The following is a 15,027-nucleotide window of genomic DNA, read 5'->3' as shown; positions in this document are numbered from 1 at the left end:
AATCTGTCATGTGTTTCTCCTTTCGCTGTGGTGCCGGAGGATATCCCATGAGAGATTTCAGCCTGTTTCTATAGATATTGTAGCAACATAGAAGGGGAAAAACAAGGCGGTTTTCAGCCGGGATATCCGTCCGGTGTGATGGTTGTAAAGTGGTATCCATTAAAAATCGGAATTTCCCGGCCGAGCGGCCATGAACTTCTGAACAGGAAACTGTAATCATGTCTCCTGCAGGGCGGATGAAGTGACTGGAACTGCAGCACAGTACAAGACGCCGCCCTGAGATTTAATGTAGAAAATATTATACATTAAGCGTGTTTGAAAAGCAAGCGAAAATTAAAAATATTCCTCCTTTAACACAACTGAGTCTTGCAATCTTTTCCCTGCGCCATATCCAGGATGCCATTCACACCACAGTATACCATACTGCGGACTGCGCTGTCCGTGTAAAACGCCATGTGCTGTGTGTGGATGACATTTTTAAACTGCCTCAGATAAGCCATGTCCCTGTTGGAGAAGATATCGGTCTTGAGATCACGGTGCACAATGTTTTCCTCATATTCCATGCAGTCCAGTCCGAGTGCGCCGATGTGTTCGGACTCGATGCCGTCAATGAGCGCCTGCATTTCCATGAGCGCACCGCGGGCGCAGTTGATCAGAACAACACCCTTTTTCATCATAGCGAGTGTGTCCCTGTTGATCATGTGCCGTGTCTCCCGGGTGAGAGGAAGATGCAGGGAGATGATGTCAGATTCCCGGTACAGTGTCTCAAGGGGCACGTATTCTGCATATTTTTCTGCTTCCTGGTTCTGATGTCTGCTGTACGCCAGAATTCTGCAGCCGAATCCGGACAGCTCACGGATGACGGTGCTTCCGATGCTTCCGGTTCCCACGATTCCCACTGTCAGGTCCTTTAATTCCCTGCCGATCAGTCCGCTTAAGGAGTAGTCGTTGACCTGGGTTCTCCAGAGTGCCTGCTTGTAATTCCTCAGACAGAGGAGGATCATCATGATTGTGTAGTCGGCGACTCCGTTCGGATCGTAATGGGAATTACAAATATGAATCCCGTTTTTTCCGGCATAATCGATATCAATGTGGTTGTAACCGATGGTACGTGTGGAGAGAAAAAGAATTTCCTGTTTCCGGAGCAGGGCGAGCTCTTCGGGACCGTAGTGGTACATGCCGAGGACGCTGACTCCGGCGCCTTTTTCCAGAGCGGGGATTTTGTCTGCGGTAAGTCCTTCACTGCTTAAGACAAGCTCAACTCCGGGATGTCCGGAGAGCGCCTGAAAATACGGGATTTCGTCATCTCTTACTTCAAATGCATAGATCTTCATCGTTCCATTCCTGATGCCGCAGAACTGCGGCAGAATCCTTTCTTAAAAACTTCACATCCGAGTATAGAAGATGCCGGAAAGCCTGTCAATGCAGCGCTTTGACGCGGCGAACCGCAGCGGTTTGAAGTGCTGAAAACAGTACTCCAGACCGCTGCAGTTAAATCTGGCGGAAGCCTATTCTGCTGCGCCGGTATAACAACGGATGGCTTTTTCAAGAAATTCCGCACAACCGGAAACATTGCGGTCATAGTACAGGCGGAACCGCTCGTCGCTGATATAGGTGGATGCCACTGCCTGGTGCGCGGCTTTGGTATACTCTTTCCAGGTCATGCAGAGCCAGTCTTTGTGAAGCGTAACGATCCGGCGCGCTTCTTCGCTGTCACAGGAAATGCCGGCACGAACCGCCTTTTCCAGACATTTCCGGATTTCATCGCTCAGGTCTTTGAAACGTTCATAATCAGATTCCGACATATTCCGGATTTTCCGGTGGGCTTCATCGATTCCTTCATCGCCGTACTTTTCTCTCACTTCGGCGCCGTACTGTTCTTCGTGCCGACGGATGATGTCTTCTTTGAAGGTTTCAAACTTTTCTTTATCATTCATAGTTGTTTCTCCTTTCAGGGTCAGGATTGATTTTGTCACCAGAGCAATCAGGGCATCCACATGCGTTTTCTGATCTTCCAGTGCCCGGAGATGCTCCTCCAGGGCGGCAAGCAGATCGAAATTATCATCATAAATGATCTGTCTGATCACAGATAACTGGAAACCGCGTTCCCGGTAAAACAGGATCTGCTGCAGCAGATCGACTTCATGTTCGCCGTAAAACCGGTATCCTGCCTCCTTCTTCCTCTGTGACTGTTATGATAAAGGGTGACGCAGTGTCAAGGTCAAGAGATACCAGGAGAAATTTTTGAAGAAATTTTTAATTAACAAACTGTCCCCCGGATGGAACGCCGGTATTCTCCCGGTGTCATTCCATAGTACTCTTCGAAAAGTTTGTAAAAGTGTGTCCGGTTGGAAAATCTCAGCTCTGCGGCAATTCCGGCGGCAGTCAGATCTGTTTCGCGCAGCAGTCTTGCCGCTTCCGACATGGTGAAGGTGAGGCTGTACCGGTACAGGCTTTTCCCGGTATGTTTCTTTACGATCCTGCCGAGATAGGAACCGTCATAGTTTAAAAGCTCTGCCAGTTCGCTGTTGGTGATCCGACCTTTGCGTTCCTGAAGGATCTGGTCGATCCGCGCAAAAAGAAAGGCGTCCTCACGGTGGCGGGCAGAGAGGTGGCTGATGGTATAATATTCCGGGCTGCACAGCACGCCGATCAGCCGGAGAAACAGGTAGCGGAGCAGATAAGTAGTGCCGTAGTGCGGTTCGAGAAGGGCATGGATCATCTGTTCGAATATGTGGTGTACGATTCGCTGCTGTTCTGTTTCTGTAATGCGGGGAACAAAATCCAGAAAATCTTTTTCATTGCAGTGGTCCTCTTCGATGTTTCCTGTAAGAAAACGGAAAACGCTGTTATCTGCGCTGTTCTGCTCTTCCGGAAAGAGGAGCATATTGCCATAATTGAGAAGGCTTTGAACAAAGTCTGCAGATACGGAGAAGAAAATACACTGATAATCTGTGGTCAGTTCTTCTGTATGAAGTGTATGCCGGTTGATCAGGCAGCAGCTCCCCGGAGGGTAAAGGTATCTTTGCCCCTCTACATTCTGATACATATGCCCCCGCAGGACATAGGAAAATTCAAAACAGTCATGTTCGTGAAGCACCCTTTTGCCGGAGCTTTCCGCAGAGATTGAAACAGGACAGTTAAAATAGGAACCGGGGGAAAAGCAGGAGACCACTCCGGGAACAGGACCGTCCCGGTGAATGGTCATCAGGGTCAGGACGAAGTGCTGCCCGGCAGTTCCGGAAAGAACGGCGGAACCGATATTTTTCCGGTGGGATTCGGTCTGTTTCAGAAATTCCTCCTCAGAGGAGAGAGTCGGGTAAATATGGGTATACTGGTGCACGGACAATTCTCCTTTCTGCTGTCAGTTTTTCCATTCCTGTTAAGCAGGAAGCCTTCACAGCTTTTTTGAATGAAGGATTCCTGAAATACAGAGTATCACATTTTTAAAGTATGGAAAAGAAAAATCGGAAAGAGCAGTAAAAATGTATTAATAGATCGTAATATGATACAAACTGGCGCTCTCGCGACGGTTTGTGACATTGTGCCGGGGATGCCGGGAAAATACAATAAAGATATATGTGGATAAAAAGATGAAATGGAGGAATTATGGATGAAAAAACAGAGAATCGTAGATAACTGGCAGTTCTGGAAGGAAGGAAACGAGTCTGCCCCGCAGAAGATCAGCCTGCCGCACGACGCAATGATATGTGAGAGAAGAAGGCCGGATCTGGAGAGCGGAAGTGCATCAGGATTCTTTCCCGGAGGGAAATATGTCTATGTCAGATCCCTTTACGGCAGGGAAGAGTGGAAGGACAAGGCAGTGATACTGGAGTTTGAAGGGGTATATATGAATGCATCTGTCTGGCTGAACGGGGAATACATGGGAGGCTGGATCTATGGATATACCAATTTCTATATAGATCTGACCGGGAAACTTAAGACCGGAGAGGAGAACGAACTGAAAGTCATCGCCGACAATTCCCGTACCCCAAACTCGCGCTGGTATACCGGAAGCGGAATTTACCGTCCCGTGAATCTCTGGGTGGGAGAGCCAAACCACATCCTGCCGGAAGGCGTGCGGATACAGACAGTTTCCACGGAACCTGCTGTGATCCGTGTGAGAACGGACTGGGAGAAGAACGGAGAGGAAACCCCGCAGCCTGAAATGCGGATCGGCCATTCTGTGATAAAAGACGGGAAATGTGTGGTACAGGCGGAAGGGGAAGATGTGGAGATTGTCATTCCGGACGGAGCACTCTGGGATGCGGAAAATCCGAATCTCTATACACTGCGGACTGTGCTGGAAGCGGACGGCAGAGTAATCGATGAGGCGGAAAACATTTTCGGAATCCGCACGTTGTCCTGGGATGCGGACAAGGGACTACGGGTCAACGGGAAAACGGTAAAGCTGCGGGGAGGATGTCTTCATCATGACCATGGAATTCTCGGGGCATGTGCATATGACAGGTCGGAATACCGGAGAATCCGGATCATGAAGGAATTTGGATTTAACGCGGTGAGAAGTTCCCACAACCCGGCGGGGAAAAACCTTCTGGAAGCCTGCGACCGGCTTGGCATGTATGTGGTGGATGAGACATTTGACCAGTGGCATCTGCATCAGTCGAAATACGATTATGCGGAGTGTTTTGACCGAGAATGGGAGAAGGATGTGACAGCGCTTGTGTCCAAAGACTACAACCATCCCTCCGTGATCATGTATTCCATAGGAAATGAGATCACCGATACAGGGGTGCCCGGCGGAGAACAGACTGCCCGGATGCTGACGGAGAAGTTCCACAGCCTGGACCGCACCAGACCGGTGACTCTTGCGAACAATGCGCTGCTCACTGTTCTCGCCTCCCTTCAGGCGGAAAAACAGAAAGAGGAGAAGAAAAGTGTGGGCAGCGGGGATGTCAACGAGATCGTTACCATGCTTCCGAAGATATCCGCGTCCATCACGCCGGAAAAACTGGAGGCACTGGCAGGCGGATGCTTTGACGCGGTGGATATTGTAGGCTATAATTATGGACAGAACCTGTATGCGGGAACACATGCGATGAAGCCGGACCGGGTAATCTTAAGTTCCGAGACATTCCCACGGAGCATGGCGGATAACTGGAAATGGGTGGCGGAAAACGACTATGTGACCGGAGATTTTATGTGGACGGCCTGGGATTATCTCGGAGAGGCAGGGATCGGGCAGCCGGTGTACGGAACCACCCAGGCGCCGTTTTCCAAGACCTATCCGTGTCTGACTGCGGCGTGCGGCTCCATGGATCTGACCGGATATCCGGAAAGTCAGGCGTATTACGGGGCTGTAATCTGGGGGATATACAGGAAGCCTTATATTGCGGTCAGGCCGCCGGAGCATTTCGGCGAAGAGTATACCCTTGGCCGGTGGAGGCTGACAGATGCCCTTCACAGCTGGACATGGGAGGGACAGGAAGGAAAAATGACGGAGATTGTCATCTACAGCATCGGAAAAGAAGTAGAGCTGTTTCAGGACGGGATATCTCTTGGACGGATGGAGCTGAAAGACTGCCGGGCAGATTTCCGGACAGTGTACCGTCCCGGAAGACTTCTGGCGGTCAGCTATGATGAAGGCGGCAGCAGGATCGCAGAGGACGAGATTGTGACAGCCGGCGAAAAGACTGTTCTGCGGGTACTGCCTGAGGAGGAAATACTCTGGGCAGACCGGGATGAGATCGTCCATATACCTGTCCATGTGACCGATGAAAAGGGACTTCTGAAAATGCAGGAAGAACGGAAGATTGCCGTCACGGTGAAAGGACCGGGAGAACTGATCGCTGTGGGAAGCGGGCGCCCGGAGACAGAGGAAGGATTCCGGACGGGATGGAGCACCTCCTGGCACGGAAGGATTCTCGCCGTAGTCCGCAGTACCGGGGAAGAAGGCACGATTGAGGTGACTGCGCAGACGGAAGGACTGGAACCGGCATCGGCATCTGTCTGTGCAGTAAAACCCGCATAACAAAAAAATACTGGGGTGATACATAGATGAAAAAGATCCATATGCTCTGGAAAAATCTGATTTTCCGCCTTGTGCTGGCATGTTCTCTGGCGATTATACCGGTTAATGTCCTGGCGGCGGCGGTGACGGGAATGATTTCCGAAAATTATGAGGAGAGTCTGACTGCGTCCTATGACAGCCAGCTTGAGCTTTATGTGCGCGCGTTGGAGTCAGAACTGTCCCACCTGGAGAGCAAGGTGGGGGAGTTCCTTTCCGGAGAGAATATGGCAGTCCTGACCATCCGTCAGGAAAGCGACAGCTCTGTGGATCTGATCCGCCTCAGCAATGAGATCGATGAGATCCGCTCTTCTGTCCAGATCAACGGTATGAGCTATCTCTGGAATCATGAGGATGACAATGTCAGTGTGAGGATGAACGCGGCAAACCAGTATGGAATCGCGGATGTGGAGGCAGTCCGCAGCATTGTGCGGAACAGAGAGCGGGTATCCATGGGCGTGTCAGCCTGGGAAATCACAGAGGCAGACGGAAGGAAGTTCTTTATCCGCCATTTTGATTATCCATGTTTTTCCTTCGGACTTCTTCTTGACGCGGAGTCAATGCTGGAAGATCTGGAAGAGAGCAGCAGGGAGATTACGGAGACGATCTCGTTTGCCGATATGGACGGAAGAAATCTGGTGACAGTGGGGGACGGGCAGACCGGCGCCCCGGATGGAGGCGAGATCCGCATCGAGAGGAAGATCGGGGATCTGGGGTACTCCCTTGTGCGGAGTATCCGGCGTTCGGATATGCTTTCGCAGCTCCCGGTTTTTGTGACAGTAATCCGGGCGCTTGCGGTGCTGAGCTTTCTTGCGCTGCCCCTTCTGTGGTTTGTGATCCGCAGGCAGGTGGTGAACCCACTGACAGAACTGTGGAAGGGAATGTATGCGGTGAAAAACGGCGATCTGGAGTACCGGTTGGAGGGGACGCCAGGGACAAGCCAGATGGATTATATTTACCGGACCTTTAACAGTATGACGGCGGAGATAAAAAATCTGACCATAGAGTCCTATGAGAAAGAACTGGAAAAGCTTCAGACAGAGTCGCTCAATATCCTGCTGGAAGTGAATCCCCATATGCTGCTGAATTTCCTCAATACGATCTACAGTCTGGCGTCCGTTTCCAGACTGGAGGAAGTCAAAAGCTTTACCCTGCTTCTGGTCAGCCACTTCCGCTATATCCTGCGGCGGGAGAAGTCTTTTGTGACGGTGAGGGAAGAGATGAACTTTGTCACGAATTTTATGGAAATCCAGAAGATGCGATTCCCGGACAGCTTTACTTCGGTGTACGACGTGGATGAGGAGGCGCAGAATGTGGAAATCCCCTGCCTGCTGATTGAGAATTTTGTGGAAAACTCGATCAAATACGGGCTTGTACTGGGGAAAACGATCGAGATTCTGATCAACATCCATGTGCGTGGGGAACATCTGGACATCTCCATATGCGACACCGGAAACGGGATGGACGAGGAAAAGGCTGCTGCCCTGCAGCGCGGTGAAGCGGTAACGGACGAGCGGGGAAAGCATATCGGGATCTGGAACTGTCTGCACCGTCTGCGGCTGTATTACGGGGATGATGCGGAGTTCAGGATTACGAGCAGAACGGGCGAGGGAACCCAGGTGTGGATCAGCCTGCCCCTGACGCTGCCTGAAACAGGCGGCTCGGCGCTGGATGATTACAGAAAGAAGCGTGAGCGGAACAATTCTATGGAAGAAAAGGAGAAGGACAGATGAATCTTCTGATCGTAGATGACGAGATGATCGCAATCGAGGGAATCCGGGCGAATACGGACTGGGAAAAACTGCATTTTGACCACATTTACACGGCAAACAGCTACGCGCAGGCAGTGGATCTTGTGACGAAAAACAGGGTGGATGTGATGCTGTGCGATATCGAAATGCCCGGGGAGAGCGGGCTGGAACTGATCCGGTGGATGAATGAAAATTCCCCGGATACGGTGAACATTATCCTGACCTGCCACGAGGATTTTCAGTTTGCAAAGAGGGCGGTGGCGCTCTCCTGTATGGACTATATCCTGAAGCCGGCGACTCCCGCTGTTCTGATGGACGTCCTTGGAAGGGCAGAGGAGAGAGCGGCTGCCCGCAGTGAGGAAAAGCGGTATCACAGCTATGGGGAGCAGTATGTGCAGTCTCTGGCTGATCCGGGGGAGGACGGAAAGGATGCCGGACAGCCCGGCGGGGAAGAGAACGGAAATGCGGTGGAGCAGACAAAGCAGTACATAGCGGGACATGTAAGTGAAGAGCTTTCCGTGGAAGATCTGGCGGCAAGGGTTCACTTCAATCCCGATTACTTAAGCCGCGTCTTCAAGAAGGAGACGGGAAGAACCGTGTCGGAATACATTATGGAATACCGCTGCGCCCTGGCAGGAGAACTCCTGAAGAATACGGATCTGTCGGTTACGATGATCGCCTCCAGAAGCGGATATCCCAACTATGCCTATTTTACGAGAATTTTCAAGAAATACAGCGGCTGCACTCCGAGGGAGTACCGGAAAAAGTCGGATTTGTGCAAAAAAGTGAAAGGATCTGTATAATACGCGAAAGCTTTTCTCCTGTATAGTTTAATTATCAAAACAAGCAGGGATTTCAAATCCGGAAAGACGATGCCGGAGAGTGAAGTTTCGGAATTTATCACAAGGAGGAGAAGAGAATGAAGAAGAAAATTGTGAAAAGACTTCTGTCAGCAGGGCTTGTGCTTACCATGTCGGCAGGGCTGCTGGCGGGCTGCGGCGCAGGAGGCGGTTCGGACGACGGAAATAAGGACCAGGGGGGAGAGACCGGGGATCCGGCGCATATCATTGTTACCTACATTACGGCAGGCGTTGATCCGGCAGATCTGGGAAAAGTGCAGGACGCGGTGAACGACATAACGATCCCGGAGATCAATGTGGAGGTAGAGTTCAAACCGCTGTCATTTACCGAGTCACTGTCCCAGTACTCCATGTGGATTGGTGCTGGAGAACAGATCGACCTGATGTGCGTGGCTTTCCAGGATCTCAAGAGTTATATCGACCAGGGGATGATTGATCCGATTGATGATCTGTTGGCTTCAGAAGGAGACAAGATCACATCTCTTGCAGAGGATGAAGATTTCCCGCTTTATTCGGGTGCCCAGTTTAACGACCAGACATATGCTGTATCTGTGCTTGCCAGTAGTTATGGCAGTGCCGGCGGTTTCCTTATGACAAAGGAATCTCTGGAATCCGCGGGGCTTTCCTATGAGGACGGGGATATGGTGACCCTGGATGAACTGACGGATATTTTCGCAGCTATCAAAGAGGCGAATCCGGATGTATATCCCTGCGGGATTACAGGATCTCTGCCGCCTTCCGGCTATACATTCCCGTCAGACCCACTGGGCGCAACGGCTGCATCCGGCGTCCTGATCGGACTGGATTCCACAGAAGTGGTCGACTATTTTGAATCAGAAGAGTATTATGACTTCCTTGAGCATGTGCGCGACTGGTATCAGAAGGGATATATTCCCCAGGATGCGGCGACAACTGATATTACACTGGATGAGTACATGAAGTCCGGAACAATCAGCGGCTATTTCAGTGAAGGTCAGGAGGGGCTGAAAAATACACTGGAGTCCAATCTTGGAAAAGAGTGTCTTCATTTGATGATTAATGAGCCGTATATGAAATCGGTTTCATCTGCCACCAATGTGTATTGGACTGTTCCGGTGACCGCGGAAGAACCGGAAGCAGCTATGAGATTCCTGAATCTGCTCTATGAAGACAAGGATCTTCTCAATACGATCCAGTGGGGAATCAAAGACACGCATTACAAGGTTGTTGATGAGGAAAAAGGTCTGATCGAGAGAATCGGAGATCCGACTGCCGGAACAAGCGGAATTGGCGTGTGGGGCGATCAGAGAATGGTGTATGAGTTCGGAAGCAGTACAAAAGAGGCAAATGCAGAGTGGACGGAGGCTGCGATGAACAATCAGACCAAAGGCTATGGTTTTGCGTATGATTCATCCAATATGACAAACCAGATCATTGCGGTGCAGTCTGTGATCACAGAGTACCAGCCGGCGCTTGAGACAGGAAGTGCTGATCTGGAATCTACATACCAGGCGTTTATCGATAAGTTGAAAGCAAACGGAATCGATGAGATTATTGCTGATAAGCAGGCACAGTTTGACGAGTGGCTTGCACAGCAGTAACAGGAACAGGTTCCCAGAAAAGAGAAAAAGGTATACCAGACAGGCGCGTCAGCCGGAACAGTCCGTTGGACAGCCGCGGCTGACGCGCTTTCTTTATGCTTTTTCAGGTAAGAGAGGTGGATATTTTGAGCAGATCAGCAGTCAGGAAAGAAAAAACTGCAGCATTAAAAGTCAGGAAGAGATTCCGGTGGAAAAAGGCAGTCCCGATCTATCTGATGGTACTGCCGGGAGTGATCTATTTTCTGATCAACAACTATCTCCCCATGGCGGGAATTACAATCGCATTTCGGAAAATTAATTACAGGGACGGCATTTTCAACAGTCCCTTCTGCGGACTGGAGAATTTCGAATTCCTGTTCCAGTCCGGAAATATACAGGTGGCAATACGCAATACACTGCTTTATAACGTGGCGTTTATCATTATCGGCACTGTTTTCCCGATTGCAGTGGCGATCCTGTTTAATGAGATTCGGGGAAAATTATCCCAGAAGATTTATCAGACGGCGATCCTGCTTCCGTATCTGATGTCTATGGTAGTGGTCAGCTATCTTGTATTTGCCTTTATCAGTGCGGACAACGGATTTATCAACAAGTCGATTCTGGAGCCGCTGACCGGAGAGTCAGTCGCGTTTTACCAGGAAAAGGCATACTGGCCGTTTATCCTGATTTTTGTCAATCAGTGGAAAGGGATCGGATTCAGTATGATCCTGTATTTTTCATCAATTATTGGAATCAGTCCGGATTACTACGAAGCGGCAAAAGTGGACGGGGCAACAAAATGGCAGCAGATCCGGTACATTACCCTGCCGATGCTCAAGCCCACGGTGATCACTATGTTTATCTTGAGTGTGTCGAAGATTTTTTATTCGGATTTCGGGCTGTTCTATCAGGTACCGAGAAATTCGGGAACGCTTTATGAGGTAACCCAGACGGTGGATACATTCGTTTACAATGCCCTGATGAATCAGAATAATATCGCTATGTCTTCCGCAGCAAGCGTGATGCAGGCGATCATCGGATTTATCCTTGTGGTGGCGGCAAACGCAGTGATCCGTAAGACGAGTGAAGAAAATGCGCTGTTCTGACAGGCAGAAAGGAGAATATAATGTCTGGTTTCAGATCAAGAGAGGATAAAATATTTACAACAGTCGGACATATTGTGATGATCATTCTTTCTGTACTGGCGATTGCGCCGTTCATCCTGCTGGTATCGGGATCGTTCACAGAAAATGACGCAGCAATCCGGTATGGCTATCAGTTCTGGCCGAAAGTTTTCAGCTTGGAAGCGTATGAATATATTGCGGTCCAGTGGCAGCAGATAGGCAGGGCTTACCTGATGACAATCTTTGTCACTGTGATCGGTACGGTACTTGCTCTTCTGATCGTTTCACTGTTGGCATACGGGTTGTCAAAGCGGGATGTTCCGGGAATGAAGATTCTGACTCTTCTGATCGTATTTACTATGCTGTTTAACGGCGGTGTGGTCGCATCCTACATGGTTTATACGAATATTTTCCATATCAAGGATACCATCTGGGCACTGATCTTTCCGAATCTGCTCATGAATGCATTCTCTGTGATTCTGGTAAAAAATTACATGCAGAGCAGTATTCCGGGAGAATTGATGGAAGCGGCAGAGATTGACGGGGCGGGACAGTTCAGCGTACTGTTTAAAATTGTCCTGCCATTGTCCAAACCGATTCTGGCAACTATCGGGCTGCTTGCGGCGGTTGCATACTGGAACGACTGGACAAATGGTCTCTACTATATTACAGATTCAAATCTGTATACGATTCAGCTTTTGCTTAACGAGATGAATAACAATATTCAGTTTCTTACAAGCAGTGCGGCGTCGCTTGCAAGCGGTATAAGCACATCTGATATTCCGAGTGCGTCCATCCGCATGGCGATCGCAGTTGTGGCGATACTGCCGATCATTGTGGCGTATCCGTTCTTCCAGAAATATTTCGCGAAGGGGATCACAATGGGGGCTGTAAAGGGATAAGAGAGGAGAAAGGAATGAAAAGAATTACGGCATTCGTGCGTGGCGCAGCACTTATGCTAGCAGGCACTTTGGGAATGGCAACGGTGACGGCAGATGCACAGGAGTTCTTTGATAAGACAATAGAATATGCCGGGACTTATTTTGTAGATTAGGTGTGGGCAGAAAACGCGGGCGCTTGGCTGAAAGGCTGTTGCGCCCGGTGTTTTCTTATGAGAAATCTTGTGTAAAAACAGGATAATAATCATAAAAACAGAGCGGGACAAGAGCAGGTATTATCCTATAATCAGATCGCAGAAATGAACAATACCCGGAGGTATCCGGAGAAGAAAAATAAAAGGAGAAGAAAAGCGATGAATGAAAAACTACCCTACAGATTTGAAGATGAAAACAGAAGGATCATATTTGACCGTCATGACCTGCCTCAGCCGTGGATCAATTACCTGTCCAACGGCAGGATGCATGCATTTGTATCGCAGGCCGGCGGCGGAATGTGCTGGTGGCGCACGCCCCAGAACTACCGTGTGACCAGATACCGTTTTTACAACATGCCCATTGACAGCCCGGGCTTCTATGTTTATATCCGTATGAAAGACGGCTCTCTCTGGTCGCCGTCTTTCCGCCCCTGTGAGACAAAGGTGGATTCCAGAGAGTCCGCACACTGTCCGGGATATTCCGTATTTACAGCAGAAAAAGATGGACTGAGAGCAACGCTGAAGCTTTTTATGGCGATGGACAGCGACACGCTGTGCTGGGACGTTACTCTGGAGAATGAAAATACGGAAGAGATCGAATGTGATGTGTTTGCATATGTGGAGTTTTCCCAGCTTGATTTTCTCAAAGAAGTAAATCTTGGATACTATCTTAAGTGGAATACGGATGCAAGGTACGATGCGGAACTGGATTCTATCGTGTATCTGTACACATCGTGGATGCAGGTGGACACGGAAAAATCTCCGGTCGTTTATTTCGCATCCGACAGGACGCCGGATTCGTACTGCTGCAACAGGGACTTGTTCTGCGGGAACTATCGGGACGAAAGAAAACCGGCTGGTGCAGAAGCCGGAAAACTGGGAAATGAAAACATGGCAGGCGGGGAACCCTGCGGAGCTCTCCACAGCCATATGGTCATCGGAGGAGAGCAGAACGAGAAAATCCGCTATTATCTGGGAGTAACGCCCGGGGCTCTCACAGATTATAAAAAAGCGCGGAGGGTAACGAAGGAAACCCTGCAGAGCCTGAGGGCTCCCGGCGGCACGGACGCCCAGTTTGAGAAAGTACAGAAATGGTGGAAGGAGCATCTTGATATTTATCAGTGCATTGTGCCGGATGCAGATGTTATGCGTCAGGTCAATACATGGAATCCGGTGCAGAGTGTTGTGACCGCCAGATATTCCCGCTCCATCAGTTCCTCCGCTTCGGGAATCCGGGGCATTGGCTTTAGAGACAGCGCCCAGGATATGCTCGCCCAGGCTTACAGAAAACCGGAGTGGGCAAAAGAAATGCTGTATCTGCTGGCGTCGCAGCAGTTTGAAGACGGACATGTGGTACATACTTTCTGGCCGGAGGAGCACAAATTGCCCCAGGATATCACCCGCTCTGACGACCATATCTGGATGACGTATCTTGCATATGCGATCATTGCAGAAACGGGTGACATATCAGTGCTGGATGAGAAAATCCCATTCCTGGACAAGGATATGCAGACGCCTGTGGCACCCGCGAGTATGTGGGAGCATCTTATGAGGGGGATTGAGTTCACAGAGAATCATCTCGGGGAACATGATCTGCCCCTGATCCTGTTCAGCGACTGGAACGATCATATGGGTCCCTTTGGCAGAAAGGGAAGAGGAGAGTCGGTCTTTGTCTCACAGCAGCATATCTATGCGCTGAGGCAGTTGTCTGAAATGGCAGAACTCAGGGGTGACAGCGGAGCAGTGGAACGGTTTGCAGGACTGATCGCAAAGCAGGAAAAGGCATTAAAGGATTACGCCTGGGACGGCAGGTGGTACTTAAGAGGACTGGATGACGATGCGAACCCGGTTGGTTCGGATTCCCAGGATTATGCGAAGATCTGGGTGAATACCCAGAGCTGGATGATCATTGCCGGCAGCGGGGACAAAGAGAAAAATGTGCAGGCAATGGATTCGGTGAAGGAGCATCTGGATACGGGAATGGGGCTCCTCATCAATACACCGGCATTTCCGACGGACCCGGAGGCAAAGGACCACAAGGCAAACGGACTGCCCGCAGGATATTCGGAAAACGGGGGAATCTTCTGCCAGGCAAACTGCTGGGCGATCATTGCAGAGGCACTTCTCGGAAGAGGAGACATTGCCTGGAAATATTATAAACAGCTGATACCCAATGAGGTGATCAAACGGATCGGACTGGAGGCTTACAGAGGGGAGGCGTACGCATATTCCAGCACGATGCTGGGACCTGACAATGAGCAGTTCGGGCAGGCATGCGTATCCCAGGTGACAGGAACCGCCGCCTGGATGGATGTGGCTGCAACGCAGTACCTTCTTGGAGTCAGACCGGTTCTGAAAGGACTTGTCATCGATCCGAGCATCCCATCAGACTGGAAGGAATTCCGGGTTTCCCGCATTTACCGGGGATGTAAGCTGGATATTCATGCTGTCAACCCGGCTGGAGTTCAGCATGGAGTGAAGGAGATAAGAGTGGACGGTGTACGTCTGGATGAAAATCTGATCACACCGGAACTCGTCGAAGGAAAGACAAGGACAGAGGTGGAAGTGATCCTCGGCTGAACCAGACATCGTTTACGGAAAGAAAACGGAGA

General features: G+C 50.1%; 11 protein-coding genes and 1 pseudogene. 8 read left to right on the top strand and 4 right to left on the bottom strand.

What is annotated here, in order from left to right; all coding sequences use genetic code 11:
* Positions 1 to 350: 350 nt before the first annotated feature.
* From B5F07_RS09265 to B5F07_RS09255, 4 genes and pseudogenes are all read right to left on the bottom strand, one after another.
* Positions 351 to 1,334, bottom strand: a complete 984-nt coding sequence (locus tag B5F07_RS09265; protein WP_087160997.1) for a D-isomer specific 2-hydroxyacid dehydrogenase family protein — start codon at positions 1,332 to 1,334, stop codon at positions 351 to 353.
* A gap of 174 nt (positions 1,335 to 1,508) precedes the next feature.
* The gene (locus B5F07_RS09260) at positions 1,509 to 1,976 is read right to left on the bottom strand and encodes a TipAS antibiotic-recognition domain-containing protein (RefSeq protein WP_442911413.1); all 468 of its coding nucleotides are present in this window, start codon (positions 1,974 to 1,976) and stop codon (positions 1,509 to 1,511) included.
* 105 nt (positions 1,977 to 2,081) lie between these two features.
* Positions 2,082 to 2,165, bottom strand: a pseudogene (locus B5F07_RS23380) (MerR family transcriptional regulator); the annotation flags it as partial.
* A 95-nt stretch (positions 2,166 to 2,260) separates the two neighbouring features.
* The gene (locus B5F07_RS09255; RefSeq protein WP_087160995.1) at positions 2,261 to 3,343 is read right to left on the bottom strand and encodes a helix-turn-helix domain-containing protein; all 1,083 of its coding nucleotides are present in this window, start codon (positions 3,341 to 3,343) and stop codon (positions 2,261 to 2,263) included.
* A 270-nt stretch (positions 3,344 to 3,613) separates the two neighbouring features.
* Here B5F07_RS09255 and B5F07_RS09250 point away from each other — a divergent pair, with 270 nt between their 5' ends.
* The 8 genes from B5F07_RS09250 to B5F07_RS09220 all read left to right on the top strand — a co-directional run bounded on the left by B5F07_RS09250 (position 3,614) and on the right by B5F07_RS09220 (position 14,995).
* Positions 3,614 to 5,992 (top strand): glycoside hydrolase family 2 TIM barrel-domain containing protein, encoded by a 2,379-nt coding sequence (locus tag B5F07_RS09250; RefSeq protein WP_162613098.1) that lies wholly within the window; start codon positions 3,614 to 3,616, stop codon positions 5,990 to 5,992.
* Between the two features lie 26 nt (positions 5,993 to 6,018).
* Positions 6,019 to 7,761, top strand: coding sequence for a sensor histidine kinase (locus tag B5F07_RS09245; RefSeq protein WP_087160993.1), 1,743 nt, complete (start codon positions 6,019 to 6,021; stop codon positions 7,759 to 7,761).
* Positions 7,758 to 8,582 carry a response regulator transcription factor gene (locus B5F07_RS09240; RefSeq protein WP_087160992.1) on the top strand — a complete coding sequence of 275 codons (825 nt, stop codon included), beginning with the start codon at positions 7,758 to 7,760 and terminating at the stop codon, positions 8,580 to 8,582. Before B5F07_RS09245 ends, B5F07_RS09240 begins: the two co-directional genes overlap by 4 nt.
* A gap of 116 nt (positions 8,583 to 8,698) precedes the next feature.
* The gene (locus B5F07_RS09235) at positions 8,699 to 10,219 is read left to right on the top strand and encodes an ABC transporter substrate-binding protein (RefSeq protein ID WP_087160991.1); all 1,521 of its coding nucleotides are present in this window, start codon (positions 8,699 to 8,701) and stop codon (positions 10,217 to 10,219) included.
* A gap of 116 nt (positions 10,220 to 10,335) precedes the next feature.
* Positions 10,336 to 11,304 (top strand): ABC transporter permease, encoded by a 969-nt coding sequence (locus B5F07_RS09230; RefSeq protein ID WP_334293369.1) that lies wholly within the window; start codon positions 10,336 to 10,338, stop codon positions 11,302 to 11,304.
* Positions 11,305 to 11,324: 20 nt separating this feature from the next.
* Positions 11,325 to 12,224, top strand: a complete 900-nt coding sequence (locus B5F07_RS09225) for a carbohydrate ABC transporter permease (RefSeq protein WP_087160989.1) — start codon at positions 11,325 to 11,327, stop codon at positions 12,222 to 12,224.
* A 14-nt stretch (positions 12,225 to 12,238) separates the two neighbouring features.
* Complete coding sequence (locus B5F07_RS22620) at positions 12,239 to 12,376, top strand: hypothetical protein (RefSeq protein ID WP_162613097.1); 138 nt, start codon at positions 12,239 to 12,241, stop codon at positions 12,374 to 12,376.
* A gap of 198 nt (positions 12,377 to 12,574) precedes the next feature.
* A complete protein-coding gene (locus B5F07_RS09220; RefSeq protein ID WP_162613096.1) occupies positions 12,575 to 14,995 on the top strand; it encodes a GH36-type glycosyl hydrolase domain-containing protein in 2,421 nt (806 codons plus the stop codon).
* The last annotated feature ends 32 nt before the right edge of the window (positions 14,996 to 15,027 follow it).

This window comes from Lachnoclostridium sp. An169 (assembly GCF_002160525.1).
Lineage (GTDB): Bacteria > Bacillota > Clostridia > Lachnospirales > Lachnospiraceae > Mediterraneibacter > Mediterraneibacter cottocaccae.
This window is presented reverse-complemented; position numbering and strand designations above follow the sequence as displayed.

What these genes read in the sequence shown, in the direction of transcription:
- B5F07_RS09265 (WP_087160997.1), bottom strand. Translation starts at nt 1,334, where the DNA reads ATGAAGATCTATGCATTTGAAGTAAGAGATGACGAAATCCCGTATTTT.
- B5F07_RS09250 (WP_162613098.1), top strand. Translation starts at nt 3,614, where the DNA reads ATGAAAAAACAGAGAATCGTAGATAACTGGCAGTTCTGGAAGGAAGGA.
- B5F07_RS09245 (WP_087160993.1), top strand. Translation starts at nt 6,019, where the DNA reads ATGAAAAAGATCCATATGCTCTGGAAAAATCTGATTTTCCGCCTTGTG.
- B5F07_RS09240 (WP_087160992.1), top strand. Translation starts at nt 7,758, where the DNA reads ATGAATCTTCTGATCGTAGATGACGAGATGATCGCAATCGAGGGAATC.
- B5F07_RS09235 (WP_087160991.1), top strand. Translation starts at nt 8,699, where the DNA reads ATGAAGAAGAAAATTGTGAAAAGACTTCTGTCAGCAGGGCTTGTGCTT.
- B5F07_RS09225 (WP_087160989.1), top strand. Translation starts at nt 11,325, where the DNA reads ATGTCTGGTTTCAGATCAAGAGAGGATAAAATATTTACAACAGTCGGA.
- B5F07_RS22620 (WP_162613097.1), top strand. Translation starts at nt 12,239, where the DNA reads ATGAAAAGAATTACGGCATTCGTGCGTGGCGCAGCACTTATGCTAGCA.
- B5F07_RS09220 (WP_162613096.1), top strand. Translation starts at nt 12,575, where the DNA reads ATGAATGAAAAACTACCCTACAGATTTGAAGATGAAAACAGAAGGATC.